The sequence below is a fragment of the Xanthomonas hortorum genome (assembly GCF_011305375.1).
In the GTDB taxonomy this organism is placed as follows: domain Bacteria; phylum Pseudomonadota; class Gammaproteobacteria; order Xanthomonadales; family Xanthomonadaceae; genus Xanthomonas; species Xanthomonas hortorum_E.
Genome location: NZ_VCME01000009.1, coordinates 152,619 through 168,370 on the forward strand (window position 1 = coordinate 152,619; position 15,752 = coordinate 168,370).

The following is a 15,752-nucleotide window of genomic DNA, read 5'->3' on the forward strand; positions in this document are numbered from 1 at the left end:
GACGAGCTCCCCAATCAGTGGCGGCAGTGTAGCGCCGCGCCCGGTGCGGTTCCACGTGGGCGCGGCGGGTGCGGTTCAGAGCAGCGGCGACAGCAGCCGTGCGAAGGCTTCGGGAAGGCGCGAGCGCCACAGGGGGCGGCGTCGCACGAAGCGCACTTCCTGGGCGTTTTCCAGGTCGCTGCCGATCAGCCCGGCCAGTTCTGCCGCCACCGCCTGGTCGCGGAACAGCATCGACAACTCGAAATTCAGCCGGAAGCTGCGGCTGTCGAAATTGGCGCTGCCGACGATACTGATCTCATCGTCGACCAGCAGCGCCTTGGTGTGCAGCATGCGCGGACCGTATTCGTAGATGCGCACGCCGGCTTCGAGTAGTTCGTCGAAATACGAGCGCGCCGCATAGGTGACCAGGCGCGAATCGCTGACGCGCGGCACCAGCAGGCGCACGTCCAGGCCGCCCAATGCGGCCGAGGTCAGTGCCATGCGCGCGGCCTCGCCTGGGACGAAGTACGGCGTTACCAGCCAGACCCGATGCCTGGCTTCGTGGATCGCAGCGACCATCAGCCGATGGATGGCCTCCCACGAGGAATCCGGCCCCGACACCAGCACCTGCGCATCGACTTCGCCTTGCGCGCGGGTCGGCACATCCTCCGGCCACAGCTGTTGACCGTGAAAGGCCGGGCGGCCCTGCCGGGTGGCGTAGAGCCAGTCTTCCAGGAAGACCAGCTGCAGGCTGCGCACCACGTGGCCTTGCAGACGCACGTGCAGATCGCGGTAGGCGTCGCTGCGCACTTGCTCGTTCTCGTCGTCGGTGACGTTGATGCCGCCGGTGAAACCGATCCGCCCATCGATGACGATCACCTTGCGGTGGGTGCGCAGGTTCAACCACGGCCGCTTGAACGGCTTGAGCAACTGCGAGGGATGGAACCAGGCGGTCTCCACCCCGGCCTCGCGCAGGGTGCGCAGGCTGCGCCGTGTCATCGCCGAAGAGCCCACCGCATCCAGCAACAAGCGCACCTTGACGCCGGCGCGCGCGCGTTCCATCAGGGCCTCGCAGATCGCGGTGCCGCTGCGGTCCGGCTGGAAGATGTAGTACTCCAGATGGATGTGGTCGCGCGCGTGATGAATCGCTTCGATGATGGCGGCGTAGGTGGCCGCGCCGTCGACCAGCCAGTGCACTTCGGTGGCGCTGCTGGGCGCCAGGCCGGTGGTGGACTGGGCGATCTTGGCCAGCTCGGTGCAGTCGGCATCGGGTGGGCAGACGCTGTCGTAGCTTTCCATGCCCGAGCGCGAACGGCCGCGACGCAGGCGCTGGCGTTTGACCTTCTGCGGGCCGAGCCAGTAATAGATCAGCAGGCCCAGGTATGGCAGCGCGGCCAACGACAGCACCCAGCTCAGCGTGGCCACCGGCTCGCGCTTCTGCAGCACGATCCAGCTGGCGATCCACAGCAGGTACAGCACGTAGGCGGCGAGGAGAAGCGCTTCGAGGTGGGGAATGGTGGCCAGCCAGTCCCACGCGCCCTGTGCAGATGCGAGCATGCGCGGATTCTACGGCCCGCACGCTTTACTGCGATGACCACGCGGCCAACGCAATGGCGGAGCACGGGTCTGAACGCCGCATCGTGTCGCTTGCGTCGTCGCGGCATGTGAGATCTGCCGGACGTACGATGGCGCGATGGCAACTGTAATCAAGGGCCGGGGTGCAACCGGCCACCTGCCCGGACGCTTCGAAACCACCACCCAGCAGGCGGTGGACGATGGTTGGTACGCGGACGACAGCGAGGAGTTTGCCGCGCCGGCATTGCGTACGCAGGTCACCGAGGAAACCGCGCGCAGCATCATCAGCCGCAATCAATCGCCGGATATCGGGTTCTCGCAATCGGTGAATCCGTATCGTGGCTGCGAGCATGGGTGCAGCTACTGCTTTGCGCGGCCCTCGCATGCGTATCTCAATCTCTCGCCCGGACTGGATTTCGAAACAAAGTTGTTCGCCAAGACCAATGCGCCGGAGGTGTTGCGGCGCGAGTTGTCGCGGCCCAGCTATGTACCCAGCCCGATCGCATTGGGCATCAACACCGATGCGTATCAGCCGATCGAACGTAAGCACGCGCTGACGCGGCAATTGATCGAAGTGCTGTGGGAGGCGCGGCATCCGTTCACGCTGATCACCAAGAACGCATTGGTGACGCGCGATCTGGATCTGCTTGCGCCGCTGGCGCGCGAGGGGCTGGTCAACGTGTATTTTTCGGTGACCACGCTCGACCCGCACGTGTCGGCCAAGCTCGAACCGCGCGCGTCCGCGCCGCATGCACGCCTGCGCACGATGCGTGCATTGCACGAGGCCGGCGTGCCGGTCGGGGTGATGGCCGCGCCGGTGATTCCGTGGATCAACGATCACGAACTGGAAGCGATCCTGCAGGCCGCCGCCGATGCTGGCGCCGACAGTGCCGGCTACGTATTGCTGCGGCTACCGCATGAAGTGGCGCCGCTGTTCCGCGACTGGTTGCAGACCCATCATCCACAACGCGCCGAGCATGTGATGAGCACGATCCAGCAGCTACGCGGCGGCAAGGATTACGACAGCGCCTTCGGCACCCGCATGCGCGGACAAGGCGTGTATGCGGATCTGCTGGCGAGACGCTTCGCGCTGGCCCACCGCCGCGCCGGTTTCGATGCACGCCAGATGCCGCCGTTGGACACAGGGAAGTTTCGGCGCCCTGCTCCGCCGGCCAAGCCGGTCAAGGAGTCGCCGCAGGGGCAGTTGTTTTAGAAGCGGGGATTTGTGATTCGGGATTGGGGATTTGTAAGAGCAGCTGTGATTCGACAGTTGGGATTAGAGATTCGTAACAGCAGCAGCACGTCAGTGCCCGCTCTTGCGAATCCCCAATCCCCAATCACGCATCCCCGCCGTACAGCGCCTGCGCCGACTGAAACAAAATCCAGCTCGTTGCGATGAACTTGTCGCCGCCGACCGGGCGGTTGCCGCGGTGGGTGTGGGTGAACGCAGTGGGAGCGATCAGCAGGCTGCCGGTGCGTGGGCGGGCCTTGCGCTGCTGGAACAGGAATTCGGTTTCGCCTTGCTCGAACTCCTCGTTGAGGTAGAGCGTCCACAGCAGATGGCGGTGCAGCGTTTCGGCGCTGGCATCGCGTGGATACAGTTCGCAATGCCAGTACGGATAGCCGCCCTGGTCGGCGGCGTACCATTGCAGATTGATCGCTGCCGGGCGCAGGCAGGTGCGCGCCAGATCGCCCAACGCCTGATCGCTCATCTGCACGATGTCTTCGGCAACCAGGCGATGCGGGCTGCCGTCGTCGGTGGTGACCTGCAGCATCAGCGGCGAGATCAACGCTTGCGGATAGCGCCGCAGATAGCCGAGCAGGCCTTCGAATACTGCTTGTTGCAGGCGGTTTTCCACCTCGGTCCACTCGGCCACACCGCTGATGCGCAGATCGCGGCTGTACTTGAGTTCGGGAAACACGCCGCTGCCGACGCGCCCGGGTTGCAGCTGCTGGCTGTCGCGCATGCGTTGCACGATGGCGGCGCAATCCTGCCGCGACACCGCGTGGTAGGTGATCTGGATGAAGTCGGGTTGGTCCATGCCATGACGATAGCAACCTCGACATCGGCCTGCACAGTCGGTGCCTCGATCGCACCCCACCTGGATCGTTTCGCTGCGCCATATCGTAGATTCAAGAGCTTGGCTTCGATGCAATGGTCGAAGCAAGTCGTTAGCCTTGCGTGTTTCGCTGATCAGGATGAGTGGATGCCAAGGCCAAGCGTGGAAACGCCGCATGGCGCTGTCCCTATCCCTATCCTGTCGATGACAAATGACAAATGACAAATGACAAATGACGATGCTGCGCTCCGAGAAGGTGCTGTCTGCGGCCGCAGTGCATGCACGACCGCAAAAGAAAAACCCCGCCGAAGCGGGGTTTTTCATCACGCGTACCGGGAAGCGTCGATCAGAACTTGTAGTTGATCGAAGCGGCCAGCACGTCGCCCTTCACCTTGTAGCTACCAACCAGACGGTCGCCGGTGGCGCTGCGGGTGTCGCTGGTCGGGTCGCTGGTGAACAGGTGGGTGTAACCGAAGTTGTATTCGGCCTGCTGCGACGGACGCCAGCTCAAACCCAGCGACACCCACTTGCGGCTCGCATCCGGCACGCGCACGTCACGATGCTCGGCGGTGGTCGGGGTCTGGTCGTATGCCACACCGCCACGCAGGGTCAGCGTTTCGCTCATGCGGTAGTCGGCACCGATCGAGGCGAAGGTGGTGTCGCGGTAGGAGAAGTCCAGCACGCTGTCGGGTTGATTGGACGCGAAGTCCACCGTCACCTGGTCGAACTTGCTCCAGGCGGTGCGGGTGACGTCGGCCATGATCGACCACTGCTCGTTCACGTTGTGGGTGAAGCTGGCGGTGGCGCTGGCCGGCAGCTTGACGGTGGCGCGGCCCTTGGTGTCGACGAAAGTGCCCGGTGCGGCAACGCCCAGCACGGCAGCAGCATTAGGCGGCGTGGTGAAGTCGGCGTCGCCGTCGGTGATCTTGTGCTCCACTTCCGAGCGGTAGCTGAAGCCGATGTGGGTGTTTTCGTCGATGCTGAACAAGCCGCCGACGGTGAAGCCCACTTCGGTGCTGTCGCCCTTGATGCGCGAGTAACCGTCGGCGCTACCCGGGGCGAAGCCCGGCACGCGACGCGCAGCCAGCACGCTGCCGAAATCCACCGCGTTGGCCAGGTCGATATCCAGACGCTCGGCGAACACCGAGGCGCCGAAGGACACGTACGGGTTCACGTCGTAGGAGAAGGCGACGTTGAAGTCGATCGCCTGCAACTCGGTCTTGGTGCCGTGGTAACGGCCGACCCAGTCGCGGTCGTATTCGGTCTTGAAGCCGAACGGCACGGTCAGCGAGGTACCCAGGTGCATGTTGTCGTTCTCGCCGAACGGCACATGGAAGTACATCGCCGGGACCGGCGCGATCATGCCGGCGTCGCCGCCATTGCCGCCGGAGACCGGGGCGCCGTTGGCGTAGTTGCCGCTTTCAGGCTGGAACTTGGCCGAGAAGCTGATGGCGCTGACGTCGGCCTGGAACAGGCGACCGTCGAGCTGACGCATGCCGGCCGGGTTGTTGGCGATGATCGAGGCGTCATCGGGGGCGCTGCCGGAACCGGCGAAGGCGCGGCCAAGACCCTTGGCGCTGTTTTCCTTCAGCTGGAACGCGGCGCCGTGGGCCTGGCCAACGGCCAGCACACCGGCGATACCAACGGCCAACAGGGTGGCGCGGCTGAGAGTGGAAGCGGTAGACATAAGTTGTTGCTCTCCGGATAAAGACTGCAGTGGTCGGTACAGCGCCCGCGCCCAGCGCCAAACAGCGGCTGGAGCGCGCCGGAGACCCCCCCCCGACATACGACGCCGTACGCAGTATAACCACGACGATTAACCGAACAATAACGAAGTGCGTTTTGGCTGGCTGGACAGGTTGGGGATGGGTTCAGGAGCGTGAACCCGCTAGAGTGCCACTCCGATGTTCGTCTCTCTCCCCTCCCGCAAGAAACCTACCCCGCGCTGGGCGGTGCCGTTGCTGTTCGCAACCGTCTGGCTGGCCTACCTGTGGTCGATCAGCCGGCCGGGCGAGGCGCGCAACACGCTATGGCTGGACTGGGGCGCGCTGTCCAGCGGCGTCTCCAACCTGGGCGACTGGTGGGCGACCCTGCGCGACGGCAGCGTGCTGCGGCTGTTCACGGCCTTGTTCCTGCACGCGGACTGGTCGCACCTGCTCGGCAACCTGGTGTTCCTGCTGATCTTCGGGCTGCCGGCCGAGCGCATTCTGGGGCCGTGGCGGTTGCTGCTGCTGTTTCTGGTCGGCGGCGCGGCCTCCAACCTGGCGGCGATCTTTGCGATCGGCACGCCGGACCGGGTGATCATCGGCGCCTCGGGCGCGGTGTCGGCATTGATCGGGACCTATCTGGCGCTGTTTCCCGGCGCCAAGCTGGGCGTGGTGCTGCCGCTGGGGGTGTTTCTGGAGTTCATCCGGGTGCCGGCGCCGCTGCTGATCGGGGTGTGGGCGATGCTGCAGGTGGTGTTCGCCTACATCGGCCCGGCGTTCGGCATGGTGGCGTGGTCGGCGCATATCGCCGGTTTCGTGTTCGGGATCGTCTATGGCCTGTACGTGCGCGCGGCGATCGCGCGGCGGCTGCGCAAGCGCCACGGGTTCTAACGCGGCGAGCGACGCGTGGTGGATGGCCCGACGACGCTGATGCAGGCGTTGCGTTCTGGCAGTGACCGGTTGCGCTGCCTCGGCCATGCTGGCGCGCCTATAATCGCCGGCATGGTCAAGCCTTTGTACAAAGTCACCTTCCTCAATCACGGCAAGGTGTACGAGCTTTACGCGCGTGAGGTCACCAGCAGCCATCTGTGGGGCTTCAACCAGATCGGCGAGCTGGTGTTCGACGTGCACGACGGGTTGGTGGTGGATCCCACCGAAGAACGGTTGCGCGAAGAGTTCGGCAATACCAAGACGCTGCACCTGCCGATGCAGAGCATCGTGCGCATCGAAGAGGTCGAGAAGAAAGGCCAGTCGGTGATCCGCGATGCCACCACCGGCGACAAGGTGGTCACGCCGTTCCCGCTGCCGACCAAGCCACGCTGATGCGGATCCTGGTGCCCGACGATTACCAGGGTGCCGTCCGCCAGCTGCCCTGTTTGCAGCGGTTGCAAGGGCACGATGTACAGGTGCTGGGTGCGCTGGCCACCGATCCCAACGAATGGGCCGAGCGACTGGTGGAAGCCGATGCGCTGGTGCTGATTCGCGAGCGTACCCGCGTGGACGCCACGCTGCTGCGGCGTTTGCCGCGGCTCAAGTTGATCAGCCAGACCGGGCGGGTGGGCGCACATGTGGATGTGGCCGCGTGCACCTAGTTCGGGGTGGCAGTGGCCGAAGGCGTCGGCTCGCCGGTGGCGCCGGCCGAGCTGACCTGGGCCTTGATCCTTTCGGCCAGCCGGCGGCTGACCGAGTACCAGCGCGCGCTGCATCAGGGCCGCTGGCAGGCGCTGGGTGATCCCGGGTTGGGACGCGTGCTGCACGGGCGCACCTTGGGCATCTGGAGTTATGGGCGGATCGGCCAGCGCGTGGCCGGCTTCGGGCGTGCGTTCGGCATGCAGGTGCTGGTGTGGGGCGGCGAAGCCTCTTGCGCGCAGGCCGCGCGCGATGGGTTCGAGATCGCCGCCAGCCGCGAGGACCTGTTCGAACGCAGCGATGTGCTGTCGCTGCATCGGCGCCTGAGCGCGCAGACACGCCATCAGGTGACCGTGGACGATCTGGCGCGCATGCGCCGCGATGCCTTGCTGGTCAACACCAGCCGGGCCGAATTGATTGCGCCAGGTGCGCTGTTGGCCGCGTTGGACGCCGGCCGTCCGGCGCAGGCGGCGGTGGATGTGTTCGAACGTGAGCCGGTGCTGGATGCGCGCGATGCGTTGCTGCAGCACCCGCGCGTGTTGGCGACGCCGCATTTGGGCTATGTGGAACGCGACAGCTACGCGCTGTACTTCGAAGCGGCATTCGACAATGTGCTGGCGTTTGCTGCAGGCACGCCGCGCAATCTGGTCAATCCCGAGGCGTTGGCGATTGCGCGATAGCGGTTGTTTGAATAGCGCTTGTTTTTCGGGAAGGCTTCTCGCGACCAAGGTCGCTCCTACAAAAGCACTCGCTGCGGCACGGCTCGTTGCGTGACGTTACATCCGGTCAGCGCTACGGTTGCCGGGTGATCGAGGTGTGCGGGTAGATGGCGTTGCAGTGCCGCGCATCGATCGCGCCGAGTGCGCAGCGGGTGTAGCTCACCCGCTGCGCCGTGTCCGGATTACTTGACCGGTTCGGCCGGTTTGGGTTTTTCCGCAGGCGCGGTCGGTTCGGCTGGCGCCGCTGGCTTGGCTTTTTCAGCCGGTTCGGTGGGCTTGTCGGTGGCCTTGGGCTTGTCACCGGTCGCCGGACGCGCTGCTGCCGGCTTGGGTTCGGCCGCTGTCTTGGCGGCCTTGGCCTTCTGCGCGGCCTGCGCCTTGGCTTTGAGCGCGGCTTGTGCCTTGGCGGCCGAGCCGGGCTGCTTGAGTTCGGCCAATGCGGCGGCGATCGGGCCATCGCCCGGCAGTACGTCGCCGGCGCTATAGCCCTCTTCGCCCTCGGCATCGCCACGCAGATGGCCGGGCAAGGTGGCTTCGCTGTAGTCGGTCAGGCTGGCCGGCAGGTCGGCATCGCCCGGTTGCGGTTCCGGGGTGAGCAGCACTTCCGGCACGATGCCGCTGGCCTGGATCGACTTGCCGCTGGGCGTGTAATAGCGCGCGGTGGTGAGCTTGACCGAGTCGCCGTTGTCCAGCGGCAGCACGGTCTGCACCGAACCCTTGCCGAAGGTGCGGCTGCCGATGATGCGCGCGCGCTGGTTGTCGCGAAGCGCGCCGGCCAGCACCTCCGAGGCGCTGGCCGAGCCGGCGTCCACCAACACGATGACCGGCACCCCGCCGAGCAGGTCGCCTGGGGTGGCGTCGAACTTGGCATCGCTGATCGAAATACGTCCACGGGTGCTGACGATGTTGCCCTTGTCGAGCAGATCGTCGGCGACCTGCACCGCGGCCGTCAGCAGACCGCCCGGATTGCTGCGCAGATCCAGCACCAGGCCGCGCAACTTGCCACCGGCCTGCAGTTGCTTGAGGTTCTTCTGGAAGTCGGCACCGGTGTCGGCCTGGAAGGTGCTGATGCGGATATAGCCATAGCCCGGTTCCAGCAGCTTGCTGCGCACGCTGGCCACGCGGATGGTCTCGCGCTGCAGGGTGACGTCGAACGGCTTGGGCGTCTTGTCGCGCACGATGGTCAGCACGACCTTGCTGCCGGATTCGCCGCGCAGCGGCTCCATCGCTTTGCTGGCGTCGATCGGCTTGCCGTCGATGGCCACGATCACATCGCCGGCGCGGATGCCGGCGCGCGCTGCCGGGGTGTCGTCGATCGGCGCGATCACCTTGAGCGTGTTGTCCTGTTGCTGCAGCAATTCCACGCCGATGCCGTCGTAGGCGCCAGTGGCCTGCTCGTCGAAGGCCTCGGCGTCTTCCTTGTCGAAATAGGTGCTGTGCGGGTCCAGATCCGAGAGCAGGCCGCGCACCGCCGCGTGCATCAGCTTCTTGTCTTCGACCGGATCCACATACGCCTGCTTGACCGCGTTGTAGACCGCCACGAAACGGCGGATCTCCTCCAGCGGCACCTTGGACACGGCGGCTTCATTGGCTTCCGGATCGTCCGCAGTGGCCTGGGCGGCGGCGGTGCCGGCCTTCTGTGCCCAACCGGGCGACGCGAACAAGGCCAGCGACAGGGCAACGGACAGGACAGCTACGCGCATGAAGCACTCCGGAAGAGAGAAGACGCCCCACAACGTGGCGCCGCCTGGATTATGCGCGAAGCAGCGATAAATCCGCGTTGAATTGCCGTTGCCTGCTGCAACTGCGCAGATGCATGCGCGGTGGCGTCGCCGTGCGGTGCGCATCGTGCTGGCGATAACTCAGCCAGACGCGCTGCCGGGCATGGGCGACACCGCACCGGGAGCGCTCGCCCGATGGCTGCGCGCGCAGCTTGTCCCTGTTCCCTGAGTGGTCGCCTCAATGGTCGCTTCGACGCGATGCACGTCTGGTCACCGGGACGCGGCAGCGCGCGGCTCACCGCACCTGCACTCAGCGCCGCTGCAACCAGCTCGACGGATCCACCGGCTGCCCGTTGCGACGCAGTTCGAAGTACAACGCCGGCACGCCCTGCCCGCCCGAGCTGCCGACCTTGGCTACCGCCTCGCCGCGCTTGATCGACGCGCCGGCATCGCGCAACAGCGTGTCGTTGTGCGCGTACAGGCTCATGTAGCCGTTGCCGTGGTCCACGATCAGGATCATGCCGTAGCCGGTCATCCAGTCGGAGAACACCACCGTGCCATCGGCCACTGCGCTGACGGTGCTGCCCTTGGGCGCGCCGATCAGCACGCCCTTGCTGGTGTGGCCGTCCGGCAAGGTGGCGTTGAAGCGGGCCAGCAGGTTGCCCGACACCGGCCAGCTCAGCCCACCGACCTTGGGGGCCGGCGCGCTGGCGATGACCTTGGGCGGCGTCTTGCCCGGCCGGTCGGGGCGATCGGGACGATCGGTTTTGGCGCGCTTTGCCTGCGCGGCCGCTTCGGCTGCGGCGCGCTTGGCGGCCGCGCGCCGTTCGGCTTCGGCCTTGGCGGCGGCTGCGCGCAGATTGGCGAGCAGTTGTTCCAGCGATTTGGCGTCCTGGCCCAGGGCTCTTTCGCGTTCGGCGCGCTGTTTGTAGCGGTCGTCCAGCTGGGCGACGGTGACCGCCTGCTGCGAGCGATCCTTCTGCAGCGAAGAGGCCTGCGCTTTTTGCTGCGCACGCGCGCTATCCAGTGCCTGGCGCCGGCTGGCGATGTCCTGTTCTACCTTCGCCAAGGCCTCCAGCTGCGTGGTCAGCGCCTGGATGCGCTGCGCGCGCGCGTTCTGCACGTAACGATGGTCGGCCAGCCGGCGCGTGGCATCGCCCACCGTGTCTTGCGACAACAACACCTTCAACGGCGCGTTGCGGCCGAGCTGATCGGCGGCGCGCAACAGCGCTGCCAGCTGCGCGCGCTGGGTCTGCAGGCCGCGCTGCAACTGCGCGCGATCCTGCTGCAGTTTGCTCAGATGCTGCTCCTGCTCGCGCATCGCCGATTCGGTTTCGCTCAATGCACGTGCGGTCTTGGCCACCTTTTCATCGGCCTGGCGCAGTTGCTGGGCGGCGGTGCCGCGCTTGCCTTCCAGTTCGCGCCGGTCGGCAGTGATGGTCTTCAATTCATCGCGCAACTGCTGCAGTTTGCGCTCGGCCTCGCGCTGGCTTTGCGCGCTTGCACCGGCGCTGCCCAGCACTGTGCAAGCCAGCAAGGTCGCCGCCAGCCACGCGCGTGAGCGGCCGGTGGCGGGGGCAAGCGGCAGGCGCGAGCGCGGTGCGGGCGAAGGGAGCAACGAACGGTCCAGTGACTTCAGGCAGGTGCGCGATTGTATCCAAGCATGGTGTGATCGCCGCCACGCCATAGATAGCCGCCGCCGCGCGAGGTTCAGCATGAAGTCCCAGCATCTTCTCCTGATGGTGTCCCTGGTCTGCACGAGCGCCTGGGCCAACGAGGACATCAGCAAGGTCAATGGTCGCATCAGCGCCGAGGCCGGCCAATCTTATGGCGCCCTGGACACCGTCAACGGCTCCATCGAAATCGGTGCCGGTGCGCAGACCAAGAGCGTGGAAACCGTCAACGGCAGCATCCAGATCGGCGACCGCGCGCGCACCGGTGGCGTCTCCACCGTCAATGGCGCGATCACGCTGGGCCAGAAAGTGGTGGTGTCCGGCGGGTTGGAGACGGTCAACGGCAGCATTCTGGTGGAGCGCGGCAGCCAGATCAGCGGCGGCGTGGAAACCGTCAACGGCAGCATCGGTCTGGTGGAAACCGAGCTCGGCAAGGGCATCGAGACCGTCAATGGCGATATCACCGTGGGGGTGGGCTCGCATGTGCATGGCGGGATCGAGGTCACCAAGCCCAATTTCAGTTTTTCGTTCAAGCCATCGCGCAAGCCGCGGGTGGTGATCGGCCCCAATGCGGTGGTGGATGGGCAGCTGCAGTTCGAGCGCGAGGTCAGCCTGTATGTGCATCGCACCGCCAGGATCGGCGTGGTCACCGGCGCCACTGCGCGCAGTTTCGACAGCGACGTGGCGCCCAAGGACTGACGCGCTCACCACAGTCAGCGCCTAGAATCGGGGGACCTTCGCCGCACGAGGAGTCCCGATGCCCCGCAAGATCCTGTTGTGCCTGGCCGCGACGCTGGCCCTGGCCGGCTGCAAACGTGAGCCCGCCGACGCACCTGCCGCGCCCAGCGCGCAGACCCCGGCCGATACCGCACCCAGCGCACCGGTCAGCCGGCACGCGTTCTCGCCGGAGATGACGACCGGCGACTTCGCCGAGCTGGTCAAGACACTGGCCTCGGACGACTTCGAAGGACGCGGCCCGGGCACAGCGGGCGAAGAGAAGACTGTTACCTATATCCGCGACCAGATGCAGCGCATCGGGCTGCAGCCGGGCAATGGCGATAGCTGGTTCCAGGACGTGCCGATGGTGGAAACCACCGCCGATGCAGCCACCGCACCCAGCCTGCGCAGCGGCGATCAGACGCGCGCGCTGGCCTTCGGCACCGACATCGTGGTGGGCACGCGCACCGGCCAGGCCGAGGTCAAGCTGGACAATAGCGAACTGGTGTTCGTCGGCTACGGTGTGGATGCGCCCGAGCAGCAGTGGAACGATTACGCCGGCCAGGACTGGAAGGGCAAGACGGTGGTGATGTTCGTCAACGACCCCGGCTTCCACACCGGCGATGCCAAGCTGTTCGACGGCAAGCGCATGACGTACTACGGGCGCTGGACCTACAAGTTCGAAGAAGCCGCGCGCAAGGGCGCCGCCGCCGCGCTGATCGTGCACGACACGCCCGGCGCCAGCTACGGCTGGGATGTGGTGAAGAATTCCTGGGCCGGCCCGCAATACGACCTGCCGGCCAAGGACGACACCGACCCGCGCCTGCCGGTGCAGGGCTGGATCAGCGCCGAGACCGCCAAGCAGTTGTTCGCCAACGCCGGGCTGGACCTGGCGCAGGCCTACAAGGACGCCAGCAAGCGCGGCTTCAAGCCGGTGCCGTTGAAGGCCAGCTGGTCGGTGGACCTGAAGAGCACCATCGCCGAAAAGACCTCACGCAATGTGGTCGGCGTGCTGCCGGGCAGCAGTCACGCCGATGAGGCGGTGCTGTACATGGCGCATTGGGATCACCTGGGCAAGCATCCGGGCGAGAGCGGCGACAACATCTACAACGGCGCGGTGGACAACGCGACCGGCGTGGCCGGCATTCTGGAAATCGCCGATGCGTTCGCGCATCAGGATCCCAAGCCGGCGCGCTCGGTGGTGTTTGTGGCGGTGACGCTGGAAGAATCCGGTTTGCTCGGGTCCAAGTATTACGTGGCCAATCCGAGTTTCCCGCTGGACAAGATTGCCGCGGTGATCAACCTGGATGCGATGTCGGTGGCCGGGCGCGCGCGCGATGTCACCGTGGTGGGCATGGGCAGCTCGGAGCTGGAAGACATTCTCAAGCCGATCGCCGCGATGCAAGGCCGCACGCTGCACGCCGAGGCGACGCCGCAGAGCGGCTCGTATTTCCGCTCGGATCATTTCAATTTCGCCAAGGCCGGTGTGCCGGCGCTGTACGCCGATGGCGGCGAAGACCTGCGCGAGGGCGGCACCGCTGCCGGACGTGCAGCCGCCGAAGACTATGGGCGCAATCGCTACCACGCCCCTGGCGATGAGTACGATGCGGCCACCTGGAAACTCGATGGCACCCTCGAAGATCTGCAGGCGGTGTATGGCGTGGGCAAGGAGGTTGCCGCCGGGCAGCGCTGGCCCAACTGGTATGCCGGCAACCCATTCAAGGCCGCGCGCGACCGCATGATGGTCGGCAAGCCGGGTGCGGGTGCAGTAGCGGATCCGCAGGCACCTGCTTCTGCTGCTGATGGCAAACAGGCCGATGGCAAGCAGGTAGCGCCGGCGCGGTGAGTATACCGAGTGCGCGCATTGCCTCAAGCACGCATGTGTGGAGTCGTGTTGCGATCGATCGAGTTGCGGCACTGCGGGTGACAACAAGGCCTGCGCGCAGCTTGCGGTGTCAATAAACAGGGCCTCCAGTTGGAGGCCCTGTTCAGTGCTGCAGTGCTGCTTGGCAAACATGCTCAAACACCACCACGCGATTGCGTCGGTGATGGATCAGTCGTTGTCCGCGCTGACCACGTGCCCATCTTCCGGATCGACGTGCAGGTCGACCTTCTGCCCGCCACGTTGCTCGGCGTCGGCCTTCCACAGGCCGTCCTTGAACTTGAGGTCGTGCACATTGGAATAGCCGTTGGTCGACAACGCCGCGCGGATATCGGCCTCGCTCAACTTAGAGGTGGTCTGGTCGCCGTACACGCGCCCGGTCACCGGGTCGATACGCACATCCACATCCTTGCCATCGCCGCTGCGCGCATCGGCGGTCCACACTCCGTGCTCGAACTTGACGTCGTGCACCTTGGTGTAACCCTTGCTGGTGAGCATGCTGGTGATTTCGGCGGACGTCAGCGCCTTGGCCGGCTTATCGGCAGCGGCCTGCGCGAATGCGCCATGCGATGCCAGCGCGAGTGCGCCGATCAGCGCGGTCTTCATCAATCGATGTGCCATGAGAATCAATCGATGTGCCATGAGACTGCTCCTGCAGTGAAGTGTGCCCATGCTGGACGCGCTGTCATCGCCATCGGGTGAAAAAACCGACGTCGCGGCGGTACGAGTTCAGGCAGCTGAAATGCTCGCACCGGTCTTCATTCGCCTTGCACGTGATGTTTACCTTCCGCGGGAGGTGGCTGCAGTGGTAGCGCAAGGTCGTCGATGACGCGATCGGGATGGTTGCGCTGCGATTCGCACCGGAGCCAGAACGATGCACAGCCCGCACGGACGCATAAAATCGAGCCGCCTTGCGGCGGCTCGACCCGATTACATCAAGGTGTGACGCGTGTGATGCCCGCTGCCCACGGAGACAGGATCGACATCTGCGGCCGGTCGGTGCCGTCCTTGTTTGGCTGTAGGGTATACGCGTAGGAGCCCCACCAAGCACCTGCGGCCCACCACGTCCAGCCCAACCAGACATCGTCGTTTCTCTGCATATATTTGAGCATGCCATACAGCGCACTATTACAGGTCTTATTGCTGGCACTGCCGAATTCGCCAAGGAAACCGCGCTTGTGATTGGCGCGTAGCCACTCGGTGAAGCTGCGTAGACGATCGGCACCGATGCTGGAATTGACGCACACGTTGGTCGTGCCGCTGGAATCTGCGTCCAGATACTGATGCACCTCGAACGCGTAGTTGTTGAGGGGATCGTAGATGGACGCCAGCGCGGTGGCATTGGAATAGCCATCGCTTGTGAGCGAGGACCAACTGTGCGCACCGGTCCAGAGAACGCCTGGGACCAGGATCAAATTGTTGGCACCGGTGGCGCGGATGGCGTCGATCGCCGCCTGCGCGCTACCGGCCCATCCGCTGGCAGACACGCCATTGGGCTCGTTCATCAGGCCGAAGATCACGGCATTGTCGTTGCGGAACACCAGCGCAAGACGCCGCCATAAATCGGCGAACGTGGCGTTTTGCACCTCGCTGCTACCGATCTTGTAGCCGTTGTATTTGGCGTAGTTGTGGATGTCCAACACCAGATACATGCCCGATGCCTTGGCGCGTGCCACCGCCTGTTGCACCAATGCCAGTTGCGCCGGATCCAATTCGCCGCGCGCACTCGGTTGCAGGCGCTCCCACAGGATGGGAAGACGGATGGTATTCATGCCTACACCTGCGAAATAGGTGTAATCGCTGGTTGCCGGATACATATAATCCTTGTTGAGGACTCCCGGCTTTTTGGAAGACGCGAATTCTGCGCCTGAGAGATTGACGCCGGCGTATTTCAGTACGCGCGTTCTTGCGTGGGCGAGCGGCAACGTGCCGATCAGGAGGAACAGCAGGGCGCAACGAACAAGGTTGCGAAGCGAGTGAGAAACGGCGGACATAAAGCAACTCCTTAGACGACGGGGAAGATGCGTCACAGCACCCTTTGTGCTTGCGATCTGCGCGAAATACGCCGCATCCGTCGTCTTTAATGCATCT

General features: G+C 65.2%; 12 protein-coding genes and 1 pseudogene. 6 read left to right on the forward strand and 7 right to left on the reverse strand.

Annotated elements, in window-relative coordinates; translation table 11 throughout:
* Window positions 1-75: 75 nt before the first annotated feature.
* Window positions 76-1,536: a cardiolipin synthase gene (gene cls, locus FFY45_RS10625; RefSeq protein ID WP_176340403.1), complete on the reverse strand. Its 1,461-nt coding sequence runs from the start codon at window positions 1,534-1,536 to the stop codon at window positions 76-78.
* Between the two features lie 136 nt (window positions 1,537-1,672).
* Between cls and FFY45_RS10630 the strand changes: the two genes are divergently transcribed.
* Window positions 1,673-2,767, forward strand: coding sequence for a PA0069 family radical SAM protein (locus FFY45_RS10630; RefSeq protein ID WP_176340404.1), 1,095 nt, complete (start codon window positions 1,673-1,675; stop codon window positions 2,765-2,767).
* Window positions 2,768-2,891: 124 nt separating this feature from the next.
* Here the strand turns inward: FFY45_RS10630 and FFY45_RS10635 are convergent, their stop codons facing one another.
* Together FFY45_RS10635 and FFY45_RS10640 are read right to left on the reverse strand one after the other, a co-directional pair.
* Complete coding sequence (locus tag FFY45_RS10635) at window positions 2,892-3,596, reverse strand: 2OG-Fe(II) oxygenase (protein WP_176340405.1); 705 nt, start codon at window positions 3,594-3,596, stop codon at window positions 2,892-2,894.
* A 364-nt stretch (window positions 3,597-3,960) separates the two neighbouring features.
* Complete coding sequence (locus FFY45_RS10640; protein WP_176340406.1) at window positions 3,961-5,301, reverse strand: outer membrane protein transport protein; 1,341 nt, start codon at window positions 5,299-5,301, stop codon at window positions 3,961-3,963.
* A gap of 217 nt (window positions 5,302-5,518) precedes the next feature.
* Between FFY45_RS10640 and FFY45_RS10645 the strand changes: the two genes are divergently transcribed.
* The 3 genes and pseudogenes from FFY45_RS10645 (at window position 5,519) to FFY45_RS10655 (ending at window position 7,629) form a co-directional block, all read left to right on the forward strand.
* Window positions 5,519-6,211, forward strand: a complete 693-nt coding sequence (locus FFY45_RS10645) for a rhomboid family intramembrane serine protease (RefSeq protein ID WP_023901941.1) — start codon at window positions 5,519-5,521, stop codon at window positions 6,209-6,211.
* Window positions 6,212-6,322: 111 nt separating this feature from the next.
* A complete protein-coding gene (locus tag FFY45_RS10650) occupies window positions 6,323-6,643 on the forward strand; it encodes a DUF1820 family protein (RefSeq protein ID WP_006452242.1) in 321 nt (106 codons plus the stop codon).
* Window positions 6,643-7,629: pseudogene (locus tag FFY45_RS10655) on the forward strand (D-2-hydroxyacid dehydrogenase family protein). Before FFY45_RS10650 ends, FFY45_RS10655 begins: the two are co-directional and overlap by 1 nt.
* Window positions 7,630-7,850: 221 nt before the next feature.
* Here FFY45_RS10655 and FFY45_RS10660 read toward each other — a convergent pair.
* Window positions 7,851-9,371, reverse strand: a complete 1,521-nt coding sequence (locus FFY45_RS10660) for a S41 family peptidase (RefSeq protein ID WP_176340407.1) — start codon at window positions 9,369-9,371, stop codon at window positions 7,851-7,853.
* A gap of 328 nt (window positions 9,372-9,699) precedes the next feature.
* Window positions 9,700-11,007, reverse strand: coding sequence for a murein hydrolase activator EnvC family protein (locus FFY45_RS10665; RefSeq protein ID WP_176340408.1), 1,308 nt, complete (start codon window positions 11,005-11,007; stop codon window positions 9,700-9,702).
* A 97-nt stretch (window positions 11,008-11,104) separates the two neighbouring features.
* On the opposite strand from FFY45_RS10665, the gene FFY45_RS10670 reads away from it, so the two are divergent.
* Window positions 11,105-11,761 (forward strand): DUF4097 family beta strand repeat-containing protein, encoded by a 657-nt coding sequence (locus FFY45_RS10670; protein WP_176340409.1) that lies wholly within the window; start codon window positions 11,105-11,107, stop codon window positions 11,759-11,761.
* 58 nt (window positions 11,762-11,819) lie between these two features.
* Entirely contained in the window at window positions 11,820-13,625 is a 1,806-nt protein-coding gene (locus FFY45_RS10675; protein ID WP_176340410.1) for a M28 family metallopeptidase, read from the forward strand.
* A gap of 207 nt (window positions 13,626-13,832) precedes the next feature.
* Here the strand turns inward: FFY45_RS10675 and FFY45_RS10680 are convergent, their stop codons facing one another.
* Window positions 13,833-14,282 carry a PepSY domain-containing protein gene (locus FFY45_RS10680; RefSeq protein WP_055829228.1) on the reverse strand — a complete coding sequence of 150 codons (450 nt, stop codon included), beginning with the start codon at window positions 14,280-14,282 and terminating at the stop codon, window positions 13,833-13,835.
* Window positions 14,283-14,596: 314 nt separating this feature from the next.
* Window positions 14,597-15,655, reverse strand: coding sequence for a glycoside hydrolase family 5 protein (locus tag FFY45_RS10685; RefSeq protein WP_104551605.1), 1,059 nt, complete (start codon window positions 15,653-15,655; stop codon window positions 14,597-14,599).
* Window positions 15,656-15,752 lie beyond the last annotated feature (97 nt).

Bases quoted from the DNA above. Each gene is read 5' to 3' on its own strand.
- cls (WP_176340403.1), bottom strand. From the start codon at position 1,536: ATGCTCGCATCTGCACAGGGCGCGTGGGACTGGCTGGCCACCATTCCC.
- FFY45_RS10630 (WP_176340404.1), top strand. From the start codon at position 1,673: ATGGCAACTGTAATCAAGGGCCGGGGTGCAACCGGCCACCTGCCCGGA.
- FFY45_RS10635 (WP_176340405.1), bottom strand. From the start codon at position 3,596: ATGGACCAACCCGACTTCATCCAGATCACCTACCACGCGGTGTCGCGG.
- FFY45_RS10640 (WP_176340406.1), bottom strand. From the start codon at position 5,301: ATGTCTACCGCTTCCACTCTCAGCCGCGCCACCCTGTTGGCCGTTGGT.
- FFY45_RS10645 (WP_023901941.1), top strand. From the start codon at position 5,519: ATGTTCGTCTCTCTCCCCTCCCGCAAGAAACCTACCCCGCGCTGGGCG.
- FFY45_RS10650 (WP_006452242.1), top strand. From the start codon at position 6,323: ATGGTCAAGCCTTTGTACAAAGTCACCTTCCTCAATCACGGCAAGGTG.
- FFY45_RS10660 (WP_176340407.1), bottom strand. From the start codon at position 9,371: ATGCGCGTAGCTGTCCTGTCCGTTGCCCTGTCGCTGGCCTTGTTCGCG.
- FFY45_RS10670 (WP_176340409.1), top strand. From the start codon at position 11,105: ATGAAGTCCCAGCATCTTCTCCTGATGGTGTCCCTGGTCTGCACGAGC.
- FFY45_RS10675 (WP_176340410.1), top strand. From the start codon at position 11,820: ATGCCCCGCAAGATCCTGTTGTGCCTGGCCGCGACGCTGGCCCTGGCC.
- FFY45_RS10680 (WP_055829228.1), bottom strand. From the start codon at position 14,282: ATGGCACATCGATTGATGAAGACCGCGCTGATCGGCGCACTCGCGCTG.
- FFY45_RS10685 (WP_104551605.1), bottom strand. From the start codon at position 15,655: ATGTCCGCCGTTTCTCACTCGCTTCGCAACCTTGTTCGTTGCGCCCTG.